Genomic DNA, 16730 nt, shown 5'->3' with positions numbered 1-16730 from the left:
TAACAATTTAGATTCCCATTGTATTTTTCCCATTATCTTTGCAAACTATGTATCAAGAACCTAAGATTACAGATTGGTTACCCATCACCAAAAAAGAAATGTTGCAGCGCGGCTGGGAAGAATTAGATGTTATCCTCATCACCGGAGATGCCTATGTGGATCATCCCAGTTTTGGAGCAGCTGTTATTGGACGACTTATTGAAGCCGAGGGATTTCGTATAGGAATCGTTCCTCAACCCAATTGGCAAGACGATTTACGCGACTTTCAAAAGTTTGGAGCACCTAGACTTTTCTTTGGCGTAACTGATGGCAATATGGATTCTATGGTAAATCATTACACCGCAAACAAAAGACTCAGAAGTAATGATGCTTTTACACCAGGTGGTGCCCATAGCTTTCGTCCGGATTATGCCTCGGTAACCTATACCAAAGCTTTGAAAAAATTGTATCCTGATGTTCCTGTAGTTCTTGGAGGAGTAGGTTCTTCTCTTCGCCGTGTTACCCATTACGATTATTGGAGTGATAAGCTTCAACCATCTATATTGGTTGAAACAGGTGCCGATTTATTGGTTTATGGTATGGGCGAAATGCCACTCATGGAGTTAATCAGACTTTTAGATAGAGGGGTTCCATTTTCATCCATTAAAACCATTCCTCAGACTTCAGTTTTGATTGCTGAGAACGAGAAGATTCCGGTGAATAAAAAGTGGGAAGATTTTGAGCTCACCTCGCATGAAGAGTGTTTGAAAGACAAGTTGAAATTTGCTGCCAATTTTAAACATATTGAGCAGGAATCCAATAAAATGAAGGCCAAAAGATTGCTACAAAAAGTAGGTAATCAAATGGTTTTAGTGAATCCTCCTTTTCCTACCATGAGCGAAAAGGAAATAGATCGTTCTTTCGACCTTCCTTATACTCGACTGCCTCATCCTAAATATAAAAAGCGTGGTGATATTCCTGCTTTTGAAATGATTAAATTCTCTATTAATATGCATAGAGGATGTTTTGGAGGATGTAGTTTTTGTACCATTTCTGCACATCAAGGAAAGTTTATTGCCAGCCGTTCTAAAAAATCCATTTTAGAGGAGGTTGAACAGGTAACTCAGATGCCAGATTTTAAAGGTTATTTGAGTGATTTGGGTGGACCAAGTGCCAATATGTATCGTATGAAAGGTATTGACCAAAGCATTTGTGGAAAATGCGTTCGCCCGAGCTGTATCCATCCAAATGTTTGTAAAAACTTAGATACATCACATCAACCCCTATTGGATATTTATCGTTCTGTAGATGCCAATCCTAATATTAAGAAAGCATTTATTGGCAGTGGAATTCGTTACGATTTATTGGTAAAAGATCGCAATAAGCAAGGCGATGAAGGAGAGTTAAATGAGTATCTAGAACAAGTTTTAACCAGACACGTCAGTGGCCGTTTAAAAGTAGCACCAGAGCATACTAGCGATGATACTTTGCATATTATGAGAAAGCCTCCTTTTGAGAATTTCAAGAAGTTCACCAGTAACTTCAATAAGATAAATGAGAAGTTAAAACTCAACTTGCAGCTTATCCCCTACTTTATTTCCTCTCACCCAGGATCTAAGCATAAGGACATGGCGAATTTAGCAGCTGAAACCAAAGATATGGGATTCCGGTTGGAGCAGGTTCAGGACTTTACTCCAACCCCTATGACCGTAGCAACAGTAATCTACTATTCTGGCTACCATCCTTATACTCTGGAGAAAACTTTTACTGCCAAATCAAAAAACGAGAAACAAGAACAACATCGTTTCTTCTTTTGGTATAAGTCGGAAAACTTTGCTTGGATGAAAAAGGTATTGAAGGATCAGCCTGCTATATTGAAGAAGTTGATGACTAAGAAATCTAAATAGTTATTATAACAACACCTCGTTATCTTCGATTAAAACCTCAATCATCTTATGTGATTTTTTGTTTGCCTCTTACTTGAAGGGAGCAAAAAATCTAATCTCCTAAATATGGTTCAGTAAGTTCTTTTGAAGACATGAATATTTCATTTTAAAGCCCTAGGAATCAGACTCTGTTTAAAGCCAGAGTAAAACGGATATGTAAACATCATTACTCTGTAAAATCAACGGTCTTTTCTGAAATAATCAAGGAACCATAAGTACTACTATAAGCAGCAAAATACCCAAACCCACTACCGCTGATATTGCCCACAACATTGGCTGGAGGTCCTCCAAATAGAGGATTTTGAAAGGAAGTGGCTTCCGACATATTAGCTAAAAAAGTATAGTGAGGCTTTGTAATTCCACCCATTTGCAGCACCACTGTATCGCCCATTTCAAAGCTTTGGTTGTCATAAGAATTGTTGAAATAGGAAATACCGATTCCATAGGTATAGTTTCCATCGAAGAGCTTATCGTCGGTAAAAGAAACTTTATTTAGCGTATCGGTCATTAACTCGTTATTCTTGTAGACATTGAAAATATAGAAGTTTTCGATTCCTCCAGGATCCAAAGCATAAAGTTTGACTATCCAAAAACCATCATTACCAAATCGACTATTAAACTCCATACGGATAGAATCCATGGCCCCTACATCTACTAACTTGGAGCTGGCTTCATATATTTTCGATCCTCCGATTTCATCTTCCAAATCAATTCTGAGTTCATAGGTTCTTCCAATCACTCCATAATAATCATCAGGTGTTTGATAGGTTCCAGCTTCTGTTTCACTCAACTCTACTGCATTTCCCAAATCATCAATAAACCTGACTTGTGCACCACTTACTTTTGGCGCTGGCTGATTATAATAATAAGAAGAAGTTTCTGATAAATAAACGGAATGAGCCATAGTATCATTAGTCAAATTTGCTTCCACTATCAATCGAGCAAAAGTTTCATCTAACTCAATATCGATACGTTCTGTACAGCTAATCATACCAAGAGCTAGCGCAACGAATAATAGGTATATATATATTGTTTTCATGGTCTTAAAATTTGAAATTAAAGGTCAATGCTGGAATAATACTAAAGAGATAAGTCTGTTCTGCATAGGTCACATTGGGATCATTTTCATCTTGAATAAAGTTGATTGACCAAGTATTATGTCGAGCATAGGCATTATAAACAGAAAGGTTAATATCCCAATCAAACTTGGAACCTTCCTTTTGCTTCTTCCTCCATGTGGCAGAAACATCTAGACGGTGATAATCTCGCATTCTATAGGCATTTCTATCAGAATAAATAGGGACTATTGTATTTCCATAATGGGCTCTTCCGGTTGGAAATGTTGCTGGTTGTCCGGTGGCATAAACCCAATTGGCTGATAAATCCAATCTCTCGTTAAGCCCATAACTCATTACAATAGAAACATCATGGGGTTTATCATAAGGAGCGGGATATACATTTCCTCTATTAATATCTTCAAATCTACGCTCAGTCTTGCTATAGGTATAACTTATCCAACCCGTTAACTTACCTACATTTTTTCTGATGAGAAATTCAATTCCATAACTCCAGGCTTTCCCAAATCTCAGTTCACCTTCCAGTTGCTCGTTTAATAAGACTTCAGCAAAGTCTTTAAAATCGATGGCATTTTTCATGTTTTTATAATAAACCTCCACGCTGGTTTCAACTGCATTTTCATTGAAATTTCTAAAATACCCCAATGCCACTTGATCAGCAATTTGAGGTTTCACATTAGGTGAAGCAGGAAACCAAATATCCAAAGGAGTTCCGGCTGTGGAATTTTGTGCCAATTGCATAGATTGACGAGTACGGGAATAATTGACTTTTATACTGGAATAATCGTTGAGCAAATAAGAAATTCCGAAGCGTGGTTCTAAACCCATATAGGTATTAAATATTTCTCCTTTAGGATAAACTGTAGAATCGATTTTATCATAATTATCATCAAAATTATAAATAGTTCCAGGACCAATATTCTGAAAAACAGAGAGTCTCAATCCATATTTCAACTGTATTCTCTCGCCAATCTTCTGTTCATTAGAGATATAGAATGCATAATCCAGCGCATAATTCTTGGGTTGAACAAATTCAGTAAACAAAGCCTCCTCACCCAATCCTTTAGCACTACCAGGTTCAAAAATATGATAGGTGCCTTCTAAGCCAAATTTTACAGTATTTTGAGGATTCAAGAAATAGGTAAAATCTCCTCTTACCCCATAATCTGTCATTCTACTTTTCCAATCGAAAGCATTGGGGTTGCCTTCTGGAGTTCCCAAATTATAATTATACACACTATTGGTGAAAGTGAAATTAAAGAAGAGTTTATCACTAAATAAATGATTCCAACGTATGGTGGAAGTTCTATTTCCGAAATATAATTTTGCAAAATCGTTGGCGAATTTATCCTGACCCATATAGAAAGAAAGATATAACCGATTCTTCTTATTGAAGGTATGATTCACCTTAGCATTTAAATCATAAAAGTTAAGGATATTGTTTTTAAGGTCTTCATTAGAGCTGAGTCTAAGAAAAAGGTCGGCATAGGTTCTTCGTCCAGAAACTAGGAAAGTAGTCTTGTCTTTCACTATAGGCCCTTCTATAGTCAATCGACTCGAAACACTACCAATTCCACCAGTGACAGATATTTTCTTACTATTACCATCTCGCATTCTCACATCTAAAAGGGATGATAGTCTCCCACCATGTGCAGCTGGAATATCGCCTTTATAGATTTTCACATCTTTAATAGCATCATTATTAAACACCGAGAAAAAGCCCATTAAGTGAGAGGCATTATAAACGGTAGCTTCATCCAATAGAATAAGGTTTTGATCAGGAGAACCTCCTCTCACACTAAATCCTGAGGATCCTTCGGATGTGCTTTGAACACCAGGAAGCAATTGTATCACTTTCACCAAATCCACTTCTCCCATAAAGGCAGGGATTTTTTTAATGGTTTTGGATTGGAGCTTCACATTGCTCATTTCGTTGCTTTTGACATTGCGATCTATTCTTTCACCTGTTACTTCCACTTCTTGCAAATCGGAAGAGGATTCTGCTAATTCAAAAGTAAAGTAATGGTCTTTATCTAAAACTACTTTCTGAAGAATGGCTTCAAAACCCAGATAATTGATTTCTATCTCGTAATCGTCTTTATCAAGACTCAAAGAAAAATAACCATATTCATTGGTCACCGTTCCTGTTTTTAGGCCTTTAATAAATATAGTGGCTCCTATTAGTTCTTCACCATTGGCAGCATCTTTCACTTTACCACTGATGGTAAATTTTTGAGCAGAAAGCTGAAATGCCATTAATAGAATACCAAGGAGGATCAAATACTTTCTCATGCGTTATTTTTTTATAAGCTTTTTATTTCCATATCCCTATGACGCGCAAAGTTATCATTTGAGACAAAAACAAATTTAAAATGTTTGTTAATTACAGGATTAATAACAGAAGAAAAACACAAGTGTTGCATTTAGGAGCAGTTTTTTGAAAAAAAATAACACTCAAGGTTGATATGATACGGAAACAAAAGAGAATCTAAGTGATTTTTCGTAGTATGGGGTTGAAAGCTTTTGAGGCTACAATTACCTTATCGCCAACTTTCATGGTAGAAATCTCATTTTCTTCGGCAACGATTTTTACGAAATTGGCACCTATAAGAACCGTGACAATATAAATGATTTCTTCTTTGGCTATTTGAACAATCTCACCAGAAAATTGGAACTTCCCGCTGATTTGTTTACTAGAGAATACATCGATAGGTTTTCCCTGTTTTGCAATTTTACCTTGCTCAAGGATAAAAATCTTATCTGCCATTTTTATCACCTCTCCCACTTCATGACTAATGAGGAGGGTTGTTAAATGATACTTTCGATGAACTTTAAGGATATAATCTTGCAATTTAGTTCGCATTTTAGCGTCGAGAGCTGAGAGGGGTTCATCGAGAAGGAGTATTTCGGGTTTTCTGACCAAAGCTCTGGCTAAGGCTACTCTTTGCTTCTGACCTCCAGAAAGCTTATCAGGATGACGAAGTTGTAAATCACCCAACTCCATAAAATCAATAAGCTCCTCAACAATATTCTTATCCTGACCTTTTTCCAATGCAAAGCTTAAGTTATCTTTAACTGTCATATTAGGAAACAGGGCATAGTCTTGAAAAACAAAACCAATTCTTCTTTGTTGTGGCTTCAAACAAAGTCCCTTATCTTCATTTAACCAAATAGCATCATTAACTTTGATCAAACCACTATCAGCTTCCATCAACCCCGCCAACATCCTAAGAATAGATGTTTTTCCAGCTCCAGATTCCCCATATATGGTTACTAGTTGACCTTTCTCTATTTCCATATCCACATTTATTTGGAGAAAGCCATTAGCTGCATTGAGCTGTTTTTGCAGGTTTATTTTTATCATTTCTCTTTCTTTGCAACTATTATTGGATAAATCTCTTTAGGTAACCGCCATTCACCAAATAAACCATCAGGAGAATACAAAAAGTGATAGCAAATAATATCAAGGAATAGGAATTGGCCGCGACATAATTTAAGGCTTCTACCTCATCGTAAATGGCAATAGACGCTACTTTAGTCTTCCCTGGGATATTTCCTCCAATCATTAACACTACACCAAATTCTCCAATAGTATGGGCAAATGCCAAAACAATTCCTGTTAGTAATGAGGTTTTAATATTAGGTAATAATACTTTAAAAAGGGTTGTCATTTTCGATTTCCCAAGCACATAACTAGCCTCTGAAATTGAGGAGGGTAAACTTGAAAATCCTGCCTGAATAGGATGAATCATAAACGGCAAACTATAGATAATGGAAGCAATTACCAAGCCTTGGAATGAGAAAATCAATCGCAAACCTAAATATTCATCTAGCCAAGAACCAAAAGAATTTGAAGGGCTAAAAGCCACTAACAAATAAAAACCCAAAACCGTAGGGGGTAATACCAATGGCATACTAACAAGTGTTTCAATAACCGGCTTGATACGCGACTTGGTATAAGCCAACCAATAGGACAGCGGTATGGATATCACCAATAGTAATAATGTGGTGACCAAGGCCAGTTCAAATGTCAATATTAAAGGTTGCCAATCTATCATTCTGATAACATGATTTCGGTGGTTTGTATCATGGCACAAATGGAAGTACCTTTTACTAATTGGAGTTTCTCAGCGGAGTCAGTGGTTAAAAATGAAGAGATATTTCCTATAGCGGTTTTAATAACGACCTTAGATAAAATCACACCTTTCTCAAAATCCAAAACTACTCCATCCACTTTGTTTTGAATGCTATTATCCTCCTGATTCCCTTTGCCAATAATAACTTCAGTTTCTTTAAAAACCACTTGAATGGGATTTCCTATCTTTAAGTAAGAAGCTGTTTCTGGAGTTTCAATAATCACCGTACAAAAGCAAACCTCTCCTAAATCAACTTTGACCTGAGAGATATTTCCATGGGTTTTTATTTTTGATATTTTTCCTCTTAAATTATTCATTTTCAATGAGGGAATGATTTAATACGTGAATGATTTAATAGTTTGAATCTCATTTATCATAAGTTAATCCTTTGCTTTCAACACTATTTTTGTTAATTCTGTAGCCTCCTCTAATAATACAGCGAGCTTGTCTTTCTCACTTGACAATTTTGATTCTTGAATTATTCCTAACCAATCCTGAGCTACACTCACCTGATAACCAAACCCTTCCAATATCAAAGCTGCTCTATCTGAGAAAAGAAATTCATAAAATTCCTTAGCCTCTGCATGCATTTCATTTTGCTTAATGATAACCGCTCCTTGTGTAATAGGTGAATATAGTGAGTCCTCCACATCTATCCATTGACCTTGATCCTTACCATGCATTGACAACACCACAGATTTTGCAGTGAAACCCATTTCTGCAGATTTAGACAGAATAAACTGATTGCATTGGGCAACACTTTCTCCATAAACTAGCTTAGATTCTAAATCTTTGTATAAATTCAAATTCATTAAAACCTCTTTGGCAGCCGTTCCATATGGTGCCGTTTTGGGATTTGCTATTGCAATATGATTTATTTGCACCTTTTGTAACAACTCAATTGAGGGTAAAACACCTTCTTTCATCGACCATAATACTAATTTGCCATATGCATAAATCTCGGGGTTAGAGGTGGTGAATCCTGCATCAAATAAATCTTGAGGATATTTCATATTGGCCGAGACAAATATATGATAGGGAGCTCCCTCTTTTATCTGTGCGTTGAGTTTTCCGGAAGAACTGGTCATCATTTGACATTCTATACCCGTCTGCTCTTTAAACTCCTTGATGATCTCTTTCATGGCAAACTGCATATTGGCAGCAACCGCAATATTTAATTTCGACTCCTCCGATTTTTGACAGGAAGTAAAAAACAAAATACTAATGAATAATAGGAGTCTGAATTTCTTCATTAGATATTAAATTCTTGAGTTTGTGTAGCGATAAAAGCTTCAATCTTCTTTTGCAGCTCGTAATACTTTCTGATGGCTTCTTTTCCGGTTTCTGTAACAACTGCTCCTCCACCTTTTTTTCCTCCTAACCGCTTTTCCACTAAAGGATGTTCCGATAGTTTATTCATATCTTCTACCAATTGCCAAGCCTTACGATAGGACATTTCTATGGCTGCTGCACCTTTGGTGATAGAACCATGCTCTAAAATATTTTCTAATAATAGGACACGGCCTAAACCCAAATATGGCTTTTCCCCTTTATCAATCCAATATCTAAAACGTGTATTTATCATTTTGCTCACATCACTATGTTTTTGAATGCATAGTGCAAATATAGCTTTTTTTGGAAATGATAAATAATAATATTTTTCTATGAAGCTTATTATACAAACTGATAAAATGATCTTAGCGTTAAAATCAATAAAAATGCACATTTCCTATTGGCATTAATCATTGCATCATGAAGGAACATATGGAATATTGAAATAAAAAGTAGATCCTTTGTTTTTCTCACTCTCTAACCAAATTTCACCACCTAATAATTCTACATAGGCTTTTGTAATGGCTAAACCTAAGCCAGCACCTTGCTGATTATTAGTATCAGATAGATCGGCTTGGATAAATCTTTCAAAAACAGCTTTAATCCGATCCTGAGGAATTCCAATACCTGTATCTTTAACATAGAACTCAATAAATGCACCTTTTTTCTGACAACCAAATTCAATCTTCCCTGAATCGGTATATTTTACAGCATTCTTAACAAGGTTTGTTAAAATGGCAAACACTTTTTCCCTATCTGTTATTATTATGGTTTCTTCTGTTGCAAGGCTCAGGGAATAGGACAGTTTTATATTTTTTTTACTGGCCTCTGGAGTAAAGAATGTATATATGTACTCCATTTGTTTTTTAATACTTGAAGGAGCCAAATTTAACTCCATTAGACCAGATTCTAATTTTGAAATATCAACAATATCATTGATGATATTCAACATCCTGGCTCCACTTCTCTCTATAACCCGAATATACTCTTGTTGTTCTTCCCCTGTGAGATCTGGCTCTTTCAGCAAACCTGCGAACCCAAGGATACCATTCATAGGCGTTCTAATTTCATGACTCATATTGGCCAAAAATGCTGATTTCAGATGGTCGCTCTTCTCGGCATCTTCTTTTGCAATTCGCAATTGATTTTCTATATTTTTCTGCTCCGTGATATCTCTAAACTCAACAACACGAACAGTTCTACCCTTATAAGGAATCATCCTAGCCTCTAGGCGCAGGGGATAAATATCTCCATTTTTTCTTAAACCATTAACTTCATATGATGTTTCAATCTCAGCCAGAATATTCGACATGACCTTTCCCCTATCCTCCTCTGCAATCAAGAGAAGTCCATCCATCCCTATTAATTCTTCTATGGGGAAACCTGAGATAGTAGAAAGTCCATTATTACATTCCAATATGACTCCCTTATCATGAATAGTAATACCTCCAAAAGATGCATTATGTAGAGCTTTAAAACGTATTTCACTTTCCTCTAGATTATTAAAAGCTTGAAGGAGACTTTTATTTTGAGCTCTATATTCTTTATTTAATGATGCATATTCCTCATATTGTTTTTTCAATCGCCTTTCATCCTCTACTTTATCTGAAATATCTTCAACGGTGGACCATATATATTTTCGCCCTTCTTTCTCAATAATCCTTCCACTCAAGCGGACAGGAATGAGAGCGCCTGATTTATGAATATACTCTTTCTCGTATGGCCCATAAACTCCTTTCTTATCTAAACGCTCTAATTGTTCTTGTTCATTTGCTTCATATTTCTTAGGAGTGATATCCCAGTAGGACAGCTTTAAAGTCTCCTCAATTGAATATCCAATAATTTGAGCATAAGCAGCGTTAATTTCTTTTAACGAACCATCTAGAGAGGTAAGAGCTAGGCCTACAGGGACGGAACTAAATAACATATTGATATAGGCTCTATCTTCCTCCGCTTTCTGCTTAGCATTTCTTAAATTCTCATTTTGAGATTTATTTTTTTCATATAAAGTAGCGTATTCTTGGTTTTGATTCTTTAGGTATATCTCATTCTTTTCAAGAATTTTCTGAGCTTGATTTCGTAATTTATTCTCCCTAGAAACCTTGTATAAACTATGAGTAAGGCCTATGGCCATAATAATGATTAAAGCAAACAAGAGTATCATCAACCAACTATATTCTGAAGGATTAATCATTTCAATTCTTAAACTCATTCCATTTGGAATAGATTTCAATCTAATATCATGAGAGTCGCCTAATCCTTCGAAATCTGCATCTTGAACAAATGCTAGGATATGATCATTCTCATCTAAAATACTTACACGTATTTTTTTTGATAGATTTTCTGGAATACTATTTTCTAATATTTTATCACAAGAATAAACCCCCGCTAATAAACCGAGAAACCGATCATTACTAAAAACAGGAGTCCAAACCTGAATAGTACGAGGAGATAAAATAGACTCAAAAGGTAAAGTATAAACTGCTCGCCTTTCTTCCTTGGCTAATCGAGAGGCTCTCATTGGTTCAGAAATATTAACCGGCATTCCAATAATATGGTCTTTTCCTTCTAATGGTGCTATGTCCTCGATAACAAAATTACTATCTGCTTTAACGATAATTATAAACTCAGGATGCACCTTAATATACTCTACAATACTTTGATGGAATTCGTCTTTCGAAAGTTCATGGCTAGCACTTCTCTCAGCCAAAAGATTGATATAATCTAGATTTCCTTTGAGCATGATATCTACAGATTGAGCTATCATCTCAGCAATCTCAATAGTATTTTGCTTTTGTTTTTGCTCTTCATTTTCAAAGGCAACATAAAGAATCAGGCTGAATACAATAGAAAAAGCCAATACAAATAGTAATGGTGTATATATATGATTTGAAAATCGGTTCTTCAAATTTGTGCCCTTCATCAACTTAGTGTTTTTAGCCTCCCCAAATTCAACTAAATACAAATGTATTTTATGCTCCCTAAAAGTGAAAAAGCTCTCCTATTACAACAAATATACATGTTATTCACAAAGAAAACAAACCCATTTAGAGCATACTTAATTTCGTAAAAGCTGAAATTTAATTATGGATTTCTAATAACCAATCACCGGGATCAGTAATTTCAAACTCTAAGATAACTTGATATTCTTCTGACTTTAATTTATTCATAGTCATATAATTAACGAGTATCCTCACTGGAAATTCTATAAAATCATATCCTATAGAATGACCCAGGTTCGATTCGATGCCATTTGATGTGCTCATGGAAAAGTTCGTAATAGTTGTATTTCTCATCCCATTCTGCATAAAATTGATCAAGACCCTATTTTTTGTTCCACCAGTCTTCTTAAATGAATAACGATCGATACTTACCTTATGAATCACTTTTGGTGGAATGGGTTTTGCCCCCATATATTTATCATCATCCCATAGGCCGTCAATAATACTATCTGTTGCCCCTAACTTCAGAGTAAGTTTACCGGCTCCGCTTCGTTTACCTTCCTTCCAGTTTCCAGTATAAATATCCCCATTGGCCCAATTATAGGTGCCACGGCCATGAGGATAACCTTTTGAGAATTTTCCAGTATAACTATCTATTCCTATAGCTGTACCTTTACCATTTGCCAATCCTTTTTTACATTTTCCGGTGTATATGCTATCAATTTCGGATACTAGAACTTTGCAATTCTTTTGTGCTGATAAAAAAAAAGGTGAGGTAATAAAAATCGAAATAATGATAGAATAAAGAACATGTTTCATGATATGAGTTTTATATTACTGTCTGATAATGAATCCTGTAAAGATAGTATATTTCAGTATTTAGGCCTATCAAATTTAGAAATATTTATCTCTATATATCCTAAACCAAAATAGATAGATTAAAACACTTCTCTAGCTCCATCACTAAGATGAACTTCGTAAAAATCTGGTTTTTTTGAAAACTGTTTTTCATAAGCCATGTCTACTATTTCCTTAAACTCCGAAACAAAAGATTTTTTAATGAGGTTGAGGGTACAGCCCCCAAATCCACCGCCCATCATTCGGCTACCGAGAATTTGGTTTAATGGCCGTGTTAGGTCAACGAGAAAATCGAGCTCTGGGCAACTTACTTCGTATAATTTAGAAAGTCCATCGTGAGTTTGATAGAGTAATTGACCAAGGGTTTTGAGATCATGATTAGCCAAGGCTTGGGTGGCTTGTCCAACTCTAGCGATCTCCTCCACCATATACTTAGAACGCTTATAACTTACAGGGTCTGGTTTGTCTTCATGCGCTTCTATCATTTCTAAACTCACCTTGCGAAGGGCAGTAATATTGGAGTCGAAAGTTTTAAAATACTGGACTCCTCTTTCGCATTCTTCTCGTCGGAGATTATACTCGGAGGAGGCCAAACTATGCTTCACATTGGTATTGATTAAAAGCAGCTCATAGTCATGAAGTTCAAGTGGAAAGTATTGGTGAGTATTATCGCGACAATCGAGTTTAAAAACCTGGTTTTTCTTGCCAAAAACACTGGCATATTGATCCATGATTCCACACATCACTCCTGCATATTCATGCTCTGCTTTTTGTGCCAACTTCACTAAATCGATATCGCTTAATTGCAAATTGGATAAAACATTCACAGCCTTAGCCAAGCCACATTCCAAAGCTGCTGAAGAAGAAAGGCCTGCACCTACCGGAATATTACCCCCAAAAACCATATCGAAGCCAGAATCAAGCTTTCCTATTTTTTCAAATTGCGCCAAAACACCTATTAAATATTGAGCCCATAGTTTTATGTCTTGACCCAATTCCAAACAATTGACCTCCTCCAATTCATGAAAATCCATGGAATAGAAACGAAAGCAATTCAAATCGTTCTTGGCCACTGCAAAAGCAATATGTTTATCTATAGCTGCTGGTAGTACAAAACCATCATTATAATCGGTATGTTCTCCTATAATATTTATTCTCCCAGGAGCTAGAAATAGTCTTGGGGTATTTTGATAAAGCGCTTCAAATTTTGCTTCGATATGCTTTAATAATGAGCTTTCTTGTTTCATATGATACTGCTTATTCTTTGTATTCTAAGTAAAGGGACTCTTGCAATTCAATTTGCACCATTTTAAAATCTACACTTTCCAAAATATATGGACGCTGATCAACATTCCAAATATAGACAACAATTTTAGAAATACCCTTGGGCAATTGATGTAAATACAAACTCCCAGTCATTTCATTTTTATCTTTTTTCCAGTTTCCTCTATTCCAGTCTAATGCTATTGATTCATATTCTAATAATTTATTATCCAAATCTCTAAGCTCTGCCACAATGCGCCCTATAAAAGGGGATTCCTCAGTAGTTAATTTTACTTTTAAATTAATTTTCAAACTGCTTTCATCGATATTCTCAAAGCTTCCTCGATAAATATTATAAAAGGCATTCTCTATTTGTCCTTTATTAGATATACTTTTCTCTGCAATTAAACTAGCTTCAAGCTTAGCTTTCCTTTTGAGTAGTGATAAATTAGATATAGGCTCTGTACCTAATAGATCATAATACGTGAGCCACTCCTCATGCTTGCTCAAATCTACAATCTGAAAATCAGAAATTAATTCGGGATAATGAGAGGACTGTATTTGATTTAGCAGCCCACCATGACTATAATTCTGATAGGCAAAGCATAGGGTTCTTATCTGATAAGCCCCAATACTTGGGTTTTCACCAATTATATTTTTGCCTTCAAGAATTGCATCATAGAAACGTTGAGGAATAAGCTCCTTTCTCCAAAAAGAAGAATGGCTGATATTTAAACTCATCAAAAAATGAATTGGGAAAAACAAAAAAGGCAACATCAGCAAAAACCTCACATAATGATTCATTCTTTCCCATACTGAATCCCATAGAAAAATCAAACTTCCCATAAAAAATGGAAAGAAATACAAACCCGTTCTATCTTCTGGGAAATTCACTTGCAATAAATAGGACATGATCATCACTGCTGCAAAATTCCCAACGAGGAGATATAAAAAGATAAACTCTACTTTCCAGAGCTCTTTCAAACTCGGACTTTTGAAAATTCGATATAAAAATAAGATTATAATAGCTAAACTAAAGAAAGCGATAATCACTTCAGCCATCCAACTTTCTTGGCCAAGGATTAGCTTCACCAATGAACGAACCGTAAGCTCCCAAAAACCATCTAAAGTACCATAATACAAAAGCCCTTTTGCTTTGAACTGGAGTAATAGTTTTCCAGCCAATATTAATGGGATAATCCCTGAAACTAATATGATAATAATCGCTTTTATGGAATGATGGAGTTGGTTTTCTTTATAATTTAAAATAATATGAAACCCCAAAATACTTGAGATGAGGATACCTGTGTTTACAAGGGTTAGATTAGCGGAAATGGCAAGACTGATAAATAAAGTACTAAAAATATAATACTTAAGTTCACCTTTTTTAAATACCTGAAAAACATAATAAATAGAGGCAAAAAGCAAAGCCATGGACATTCCATACCCTCTGGATAAAGCAAAATATTCTATAAAATTATGAGCAAATATAAAAGTGATGAAAAAGGTCCATTTCAAAACAGGATTCCTTAATAGATTGGAGATTCTGTATACAAAGAAGAAAAAAACGGGGAAAAATATAAGATTAGAAAGCCGCAAGGAAAACTCTGAGGAACCAAAAAAGGAATAGCTAAAATAGCTTAATAGTGAATTCAGCAGATGATTATTGGCATCCCAATGAGCATGAGGAGGAAGAAACACACCTTTCTGAACATAATAAAAAAAGGTGGCCACTTCATCATGAACCAATGGAACCATAAAGGCTCGAATAGCAAGGTATAAAGATACCAATAAGAAAATGGAAATAGAGGTTAATTCCGTTTTCTTGAGACTCCCAAAACCTTTGAACCCTTTATCCATTCTATCTTTTTTTGCTGAAAAATTCTGTCATCAATTGTCCACACTCCAATTCCATCACACCTCCTATCACTTCTGTTTTGGGATGAAGAATGGATTCTTGATACTTAGAAAAACCTTTCTTTTGGTCATAGGCGCCAAAAACCACTTTCCCCATTTGTGCCCAAGCGGAACCTCCAGCACACATCACACATGGTTCCAAGGTTACATAGAGGCTACACTCATTTAAATACTTCCCACCCAAAGTATTTGCCGCAGCAGTGATGGCTTGCATCTCGGCATGGGCAGTGACATCGTTTAGAGTTTCGGTAAGGTTATGGGCTTTTGCAATCACTCGGTCTCTGAAGACAATGATAGCACCAACAGGCACTTCATCCTTATCAAAAGCCAATTGGGCTTGTTGAAAAGCCATTTTCATATAATATTCATCGGTGAACATAAAATCGGAATTTTTACAAATGTCGGAAAAAGCATGAGAAGATAAAATTATAAAAGATAAAAAGCCTAGTTAGAGTTTAATTCCTATTAGCAATAGGAATTATAATACACTAAAAAAGGCCAAGAAAAAATTCCAGGCCTTACTTCATCGCATTTCGAAATAAATAATGTATGTCATTCTCTCGATAATTCTGAGGATTAAATCTTGGTAGATTTAATTATAATATGGTTTATTGCTCGTTTAATAATTATGGTTGGCATGAAGTGTTTGGTATTAAATAATGCCGTAGTTTCTGGAGAGAAGTAAAGCCATTGTTCCTACCATACTTGCTCCAACTATCCATAATTTCGCTATTACCACTGTGCTTATTATAGCCCAAACTCGATTACTAATTGCTAACGTTTTCATATCACCTCCTTTGTTTGTTTGTACTGCAAATATCTGAATTACTATCCTTTAAAAAACTGGAGGTCTCACCATTACTATGGCATATTAGACTTAGGTGTAATTACTGATAAACTTCATAGGCAGAGATAGAGGGGTTATAAAAATCACAAAACAGGATAAAACGGATTAATATCACACACAAACAATACTAAAGTCATTAAAAAAAGCCCGAAATTTTCATTCCGAGCTTTTAAGAGGTACCAAACTAATGATTCACCACATATTTGGTATTATATATTGAGTTTACAGAACTCCAAAGTAGTTAAATGTTAATAAAATGAGTGTAACGAATACAGTATAAATTGCGAACCAGAATTTTTCGTTTTCTAAAATTAAATTTTTCATAATATCCTCCTATTTATATTATTAATTACTGATACAAAGATAAGATTGGATTTAGTATGATAGACTAGGTCATCTCACCAGTTCCATCATTAAAGAACCTAGGTATAATT

14 protein-coding genes are annotated in these 16730 nt (G+C 35.4%); 1 reads left to right on the top strand and 13 read right to left on the bottom strand.

Annotation, left to right across the window (positions count from 1 at the left end; translation table 11 throughout):
• Window positions 1-47: 47 nt before the first annotated feature.
• Window positions 48-1886, top strand: a complete 1839-nt coding sequence (locus HNS40_RS03505) for a YgiQ family radical SAM protein (protein WP_172277707.1) — start codon at window positions 48-50, stop codon at window positions 1884-1886.
• Between the two features lie 205 nt (window positions 1887-2091).
• Here the strand turns inward: HNS40_RS03505 and HNS40_RS03500 are convergent, their stop codons facing one another.
• The 13 genes from HNS40_RS03500 to HNS40_RS23470 form a co-directional block, all read right to left on the bottom strand.
• Window positions 2092-2964 carry a DUF4249 domain-containing protein gene (locus HNS40_RS03500; protein WP_172277705.1) on the bottom strand — a complete coding sequence of 291 codons (873 nt, stop codon included), beginning with the start codon at window positions 2962-2964 and terminating at the stop codon, window positions 2092-2094.
• Window positions 2965-2968: 4 nt separating this feature from the next.
• Window positions 2969-5293 carry a TonB-dependent receptor gene (locus tag HNS40_RS03495; RefSeq protein ID WP_172277703.1) on the bottom strand — a complete coding sequence of 775 codons (2325 nt, stop codon included), beginning with the start codon at window positions 5291-5293 and terminating at the stop codon, window positions 2969-2971.
• A gap of 196 nt (window positions 5294-5489) precedes the next feature.
• Window positions 5490-6365: a sulfate/molybdate ABC transporter ATP-binding protein gene (locus HNS40_RS03490; RefSeq protein WP_172277701.1), complete on the bottom strand. Its 876-nt coding sequence runs from the start codon at window positions 6363-6365 to the stop codon at window positions 5490-5492.
• 19 nt (window positions 6366-6384) lie between these two features.
• Complete coding sequence (gene modB / locus HNS40_RS03485) at window positions 6385-7059, bottom strand: molybdate ABC transporter permease subunit (RefSeq protein ID WP_172277699.1); 675 nt, start codon at window positions 7057-7059, stop codon at window positions 6385-6387.
• Entirely contained in the window at window positions 7056-7460 is a 405-nt protein-coding gene (locus HNS40_RS03480; protein WP_172277697.1) for a molybdopterin-binding protein, read from the bottom strand. Before HNS40_RS03480 ends, modB begins: the two co-directional genes overlap by 4 nt.
• Window positions 7461-7517: 57 nt before the next feature.
• The gene (gene modA / locus HNS40_RS03475) at window positions 7518-8390 is read right to left on the bottom strand and encodes a molybdate ABC transporter substrate-binding protein (protein WP_172277695.1); all 873 of its coding nucleotides are present in this window, start codon (window positions 8388-8390) and stop codon (window positions 7518-7520) included.
• Window positions 8390-8731 (bottom strand): LysR family transcriptional regulator, encoded by a 342-nt coding sequence (locus HNS40_RS03470; RefSeq protein WP_216663608.1) that lies wholly within the window; start codon window positions 8729-8731, stop codon window positions 8390-8392. The genes modA and HNS40_RS03470 overlap by 1 nt, the downstream gene beginning before the upstream one ends.
• 156 nt (window positions 8732-8887) lie before the next feature.
• Entirely contained in the window at window positions 8888-11392 is a 2505-nt protein-coding gene (locus HNS40_RS03465) for a PAS domain S-box protein (RefSeq protein WP_172277693.1), read from the bottom strand.
• Between the two features lie 157 nt (window positions 11393-11549).
• Window positions 11550-12230, bottom strand: a complete 681-nt coding sequence (locus HNS40_RS03460) for a hypothetical protein (protein WP_172277691.1) — start codon at window positions 12228-12230, stop codon at window positions 11550-11552.
• A gap of 119 nt (window positions 12231-12349) precedes the next feature.
• The gene (gene galK / locus HNS40_RS03455) at window positions 12350-13516 is read right to left on the bottom strand and encodes a galactokinase (protein WP_172277689.1); all 1167 of its coding nucleotides are present in this window, start codon (window positions 13514-13516) and stop codon (window positions 12350-12352) included.
• 10 nt (window positions 13517-13526) lie between these two features.
• Window positions 13527-15392 (bottom strand): hypothetical protein, encoded by a 1866-nt coding sequence (locus HNS40_RS03450; RefSeq protein ID WP_172277687.1) that lies wholly within the window; start codon window positions 15390-15392, stop codon window positions 13527-13529.
• A gap of 1 nt (window position 15393) precedes the next feature.
• Window positions 15394-15828 carry a nucleoside deaminase gene (locus HNS40_RS03445; protein ID WP_172277685.1) on the bottom strand — a complete coding sequence of 145 codons (435 nt, stop codon included), beginning with the start codon at window positions 15826-15828 and terminating at the stop codon, window positions 15394-15396.
• Between the two features lie 273 nt (window positions 15829-16101).
• Window positions 16102-16236, bottom strand: coding sequence for a hypothetical protein (locus HNS40_RS23470; protein ID WP_256367521.1), 135 nt, complete (start codon window positions 16234-16236; stop codon window positions 16102-16104).
• Window positions 16237-16730 lie beyond the last annotated feature (494 nt).

This window comes from Lentimicrobium sp. S6 (genome assembly GCF_013166635.1).
In the GTDB taxonomy this organism is placed as follows: domain Bacteria; phylum Bacteroidota; class Bacteroidia; order Bacteroidales; family UBA12170; genus UBA12170.
Note: the sequence above shows the minus strand (reverse complement) of the source record. Positions and strands in the feature narration are given on the sequence as shown.

What these genes read in the sequence shown, in the direction of transcription:
- HNS40_RS03505 (WP_172277707.1), top strand. Translation starts at nt 48, where the DNA reads ATGTATCAAGAACCTAAGATTACAGATTGGTTACCCATCACCAAAAAA.
- HNS40_RS03500 (WP_172277705.1), bottom strand. Translation starts at nt 2,964, where the DNA reads ATGAAAACAATATATATATACCTATTATTCGTTGCGCTAGCTCTTGGT.
- HNS40_RS03495 (WP_172277703.1), bottom strand. Translation starts at nt 5,293, where the DNA reads ATGAGAAAGTATTTGATCCTCCTTGGTATTCTATTAATGGCATTTCAG.
- HNS40_RS03490 (WP_172277701.1), bottom strand. Translation starts at nt 6,365, where the DNA reads ATGATAAAAATAAACCTGCAAAAACAGCTCAATGCAGCTAATGGCTTT.
- modB (WP_172277699.1), bottom strand. Translation starts at nt 7,059, where the DNA reads ATGATAGATTGGCAACCTTTAATATTGACATTTGAACTGGCCTTGGTC.
- modA (WP_172277695.1), bottom strand. Translation starts at nt 8,390, where the DNA reads ATGAAGAAATTCAGACTCCTATTATTCATTAGTATTTTGTTTTTTACT.
- HNS40_RS03465 (WP_172277693.1), bottom strand. Translation starts at nt 11,392, where the DNA reads ATGAAGGGCACAAATTTGAAGAACCGATTTTCAAATCATATATATACA.
- HNS40_RS03460 (WP_172277691.1), bottom strand. Translation starts at nt 12,230, where the DNA reads ATGAAACATGTTCTTTATTCTATCATTATTTCGATTTTTATTACCTCA.
- galK (WP_172277689.1), bottom strand. Translation starts at nt 13,516, where the DNA reads ATGAAACAAGAAAGCTCATTATTAAAGCATATCGAAGCAAAATTTGAA.
- HNS40_RS03450 (WP_172277687.1), bottom strand. Translation starts at nt 15,392, where the DNA reads ATGGATAAAGGGTTCAAAGGTTTTGGGAGTCTCAAGAAAACGGAATTA.
- HNS40_RS03445 (WP_172277685.1), bottom strand. Translation starts at nt 15,828, where the DNA reads ATGTTCACCGATGAATATTATATGAAAATGGCTTTTCAACAAGCCCAA.
- HNS40_RS23470 (WP_256367521.1), bottom strand. Translation starts at nt 16,236, where the DNA reads ATGAAAACGTTAGCAATTAGTAATCGAGTTTGGGCTATAATAAGCACA.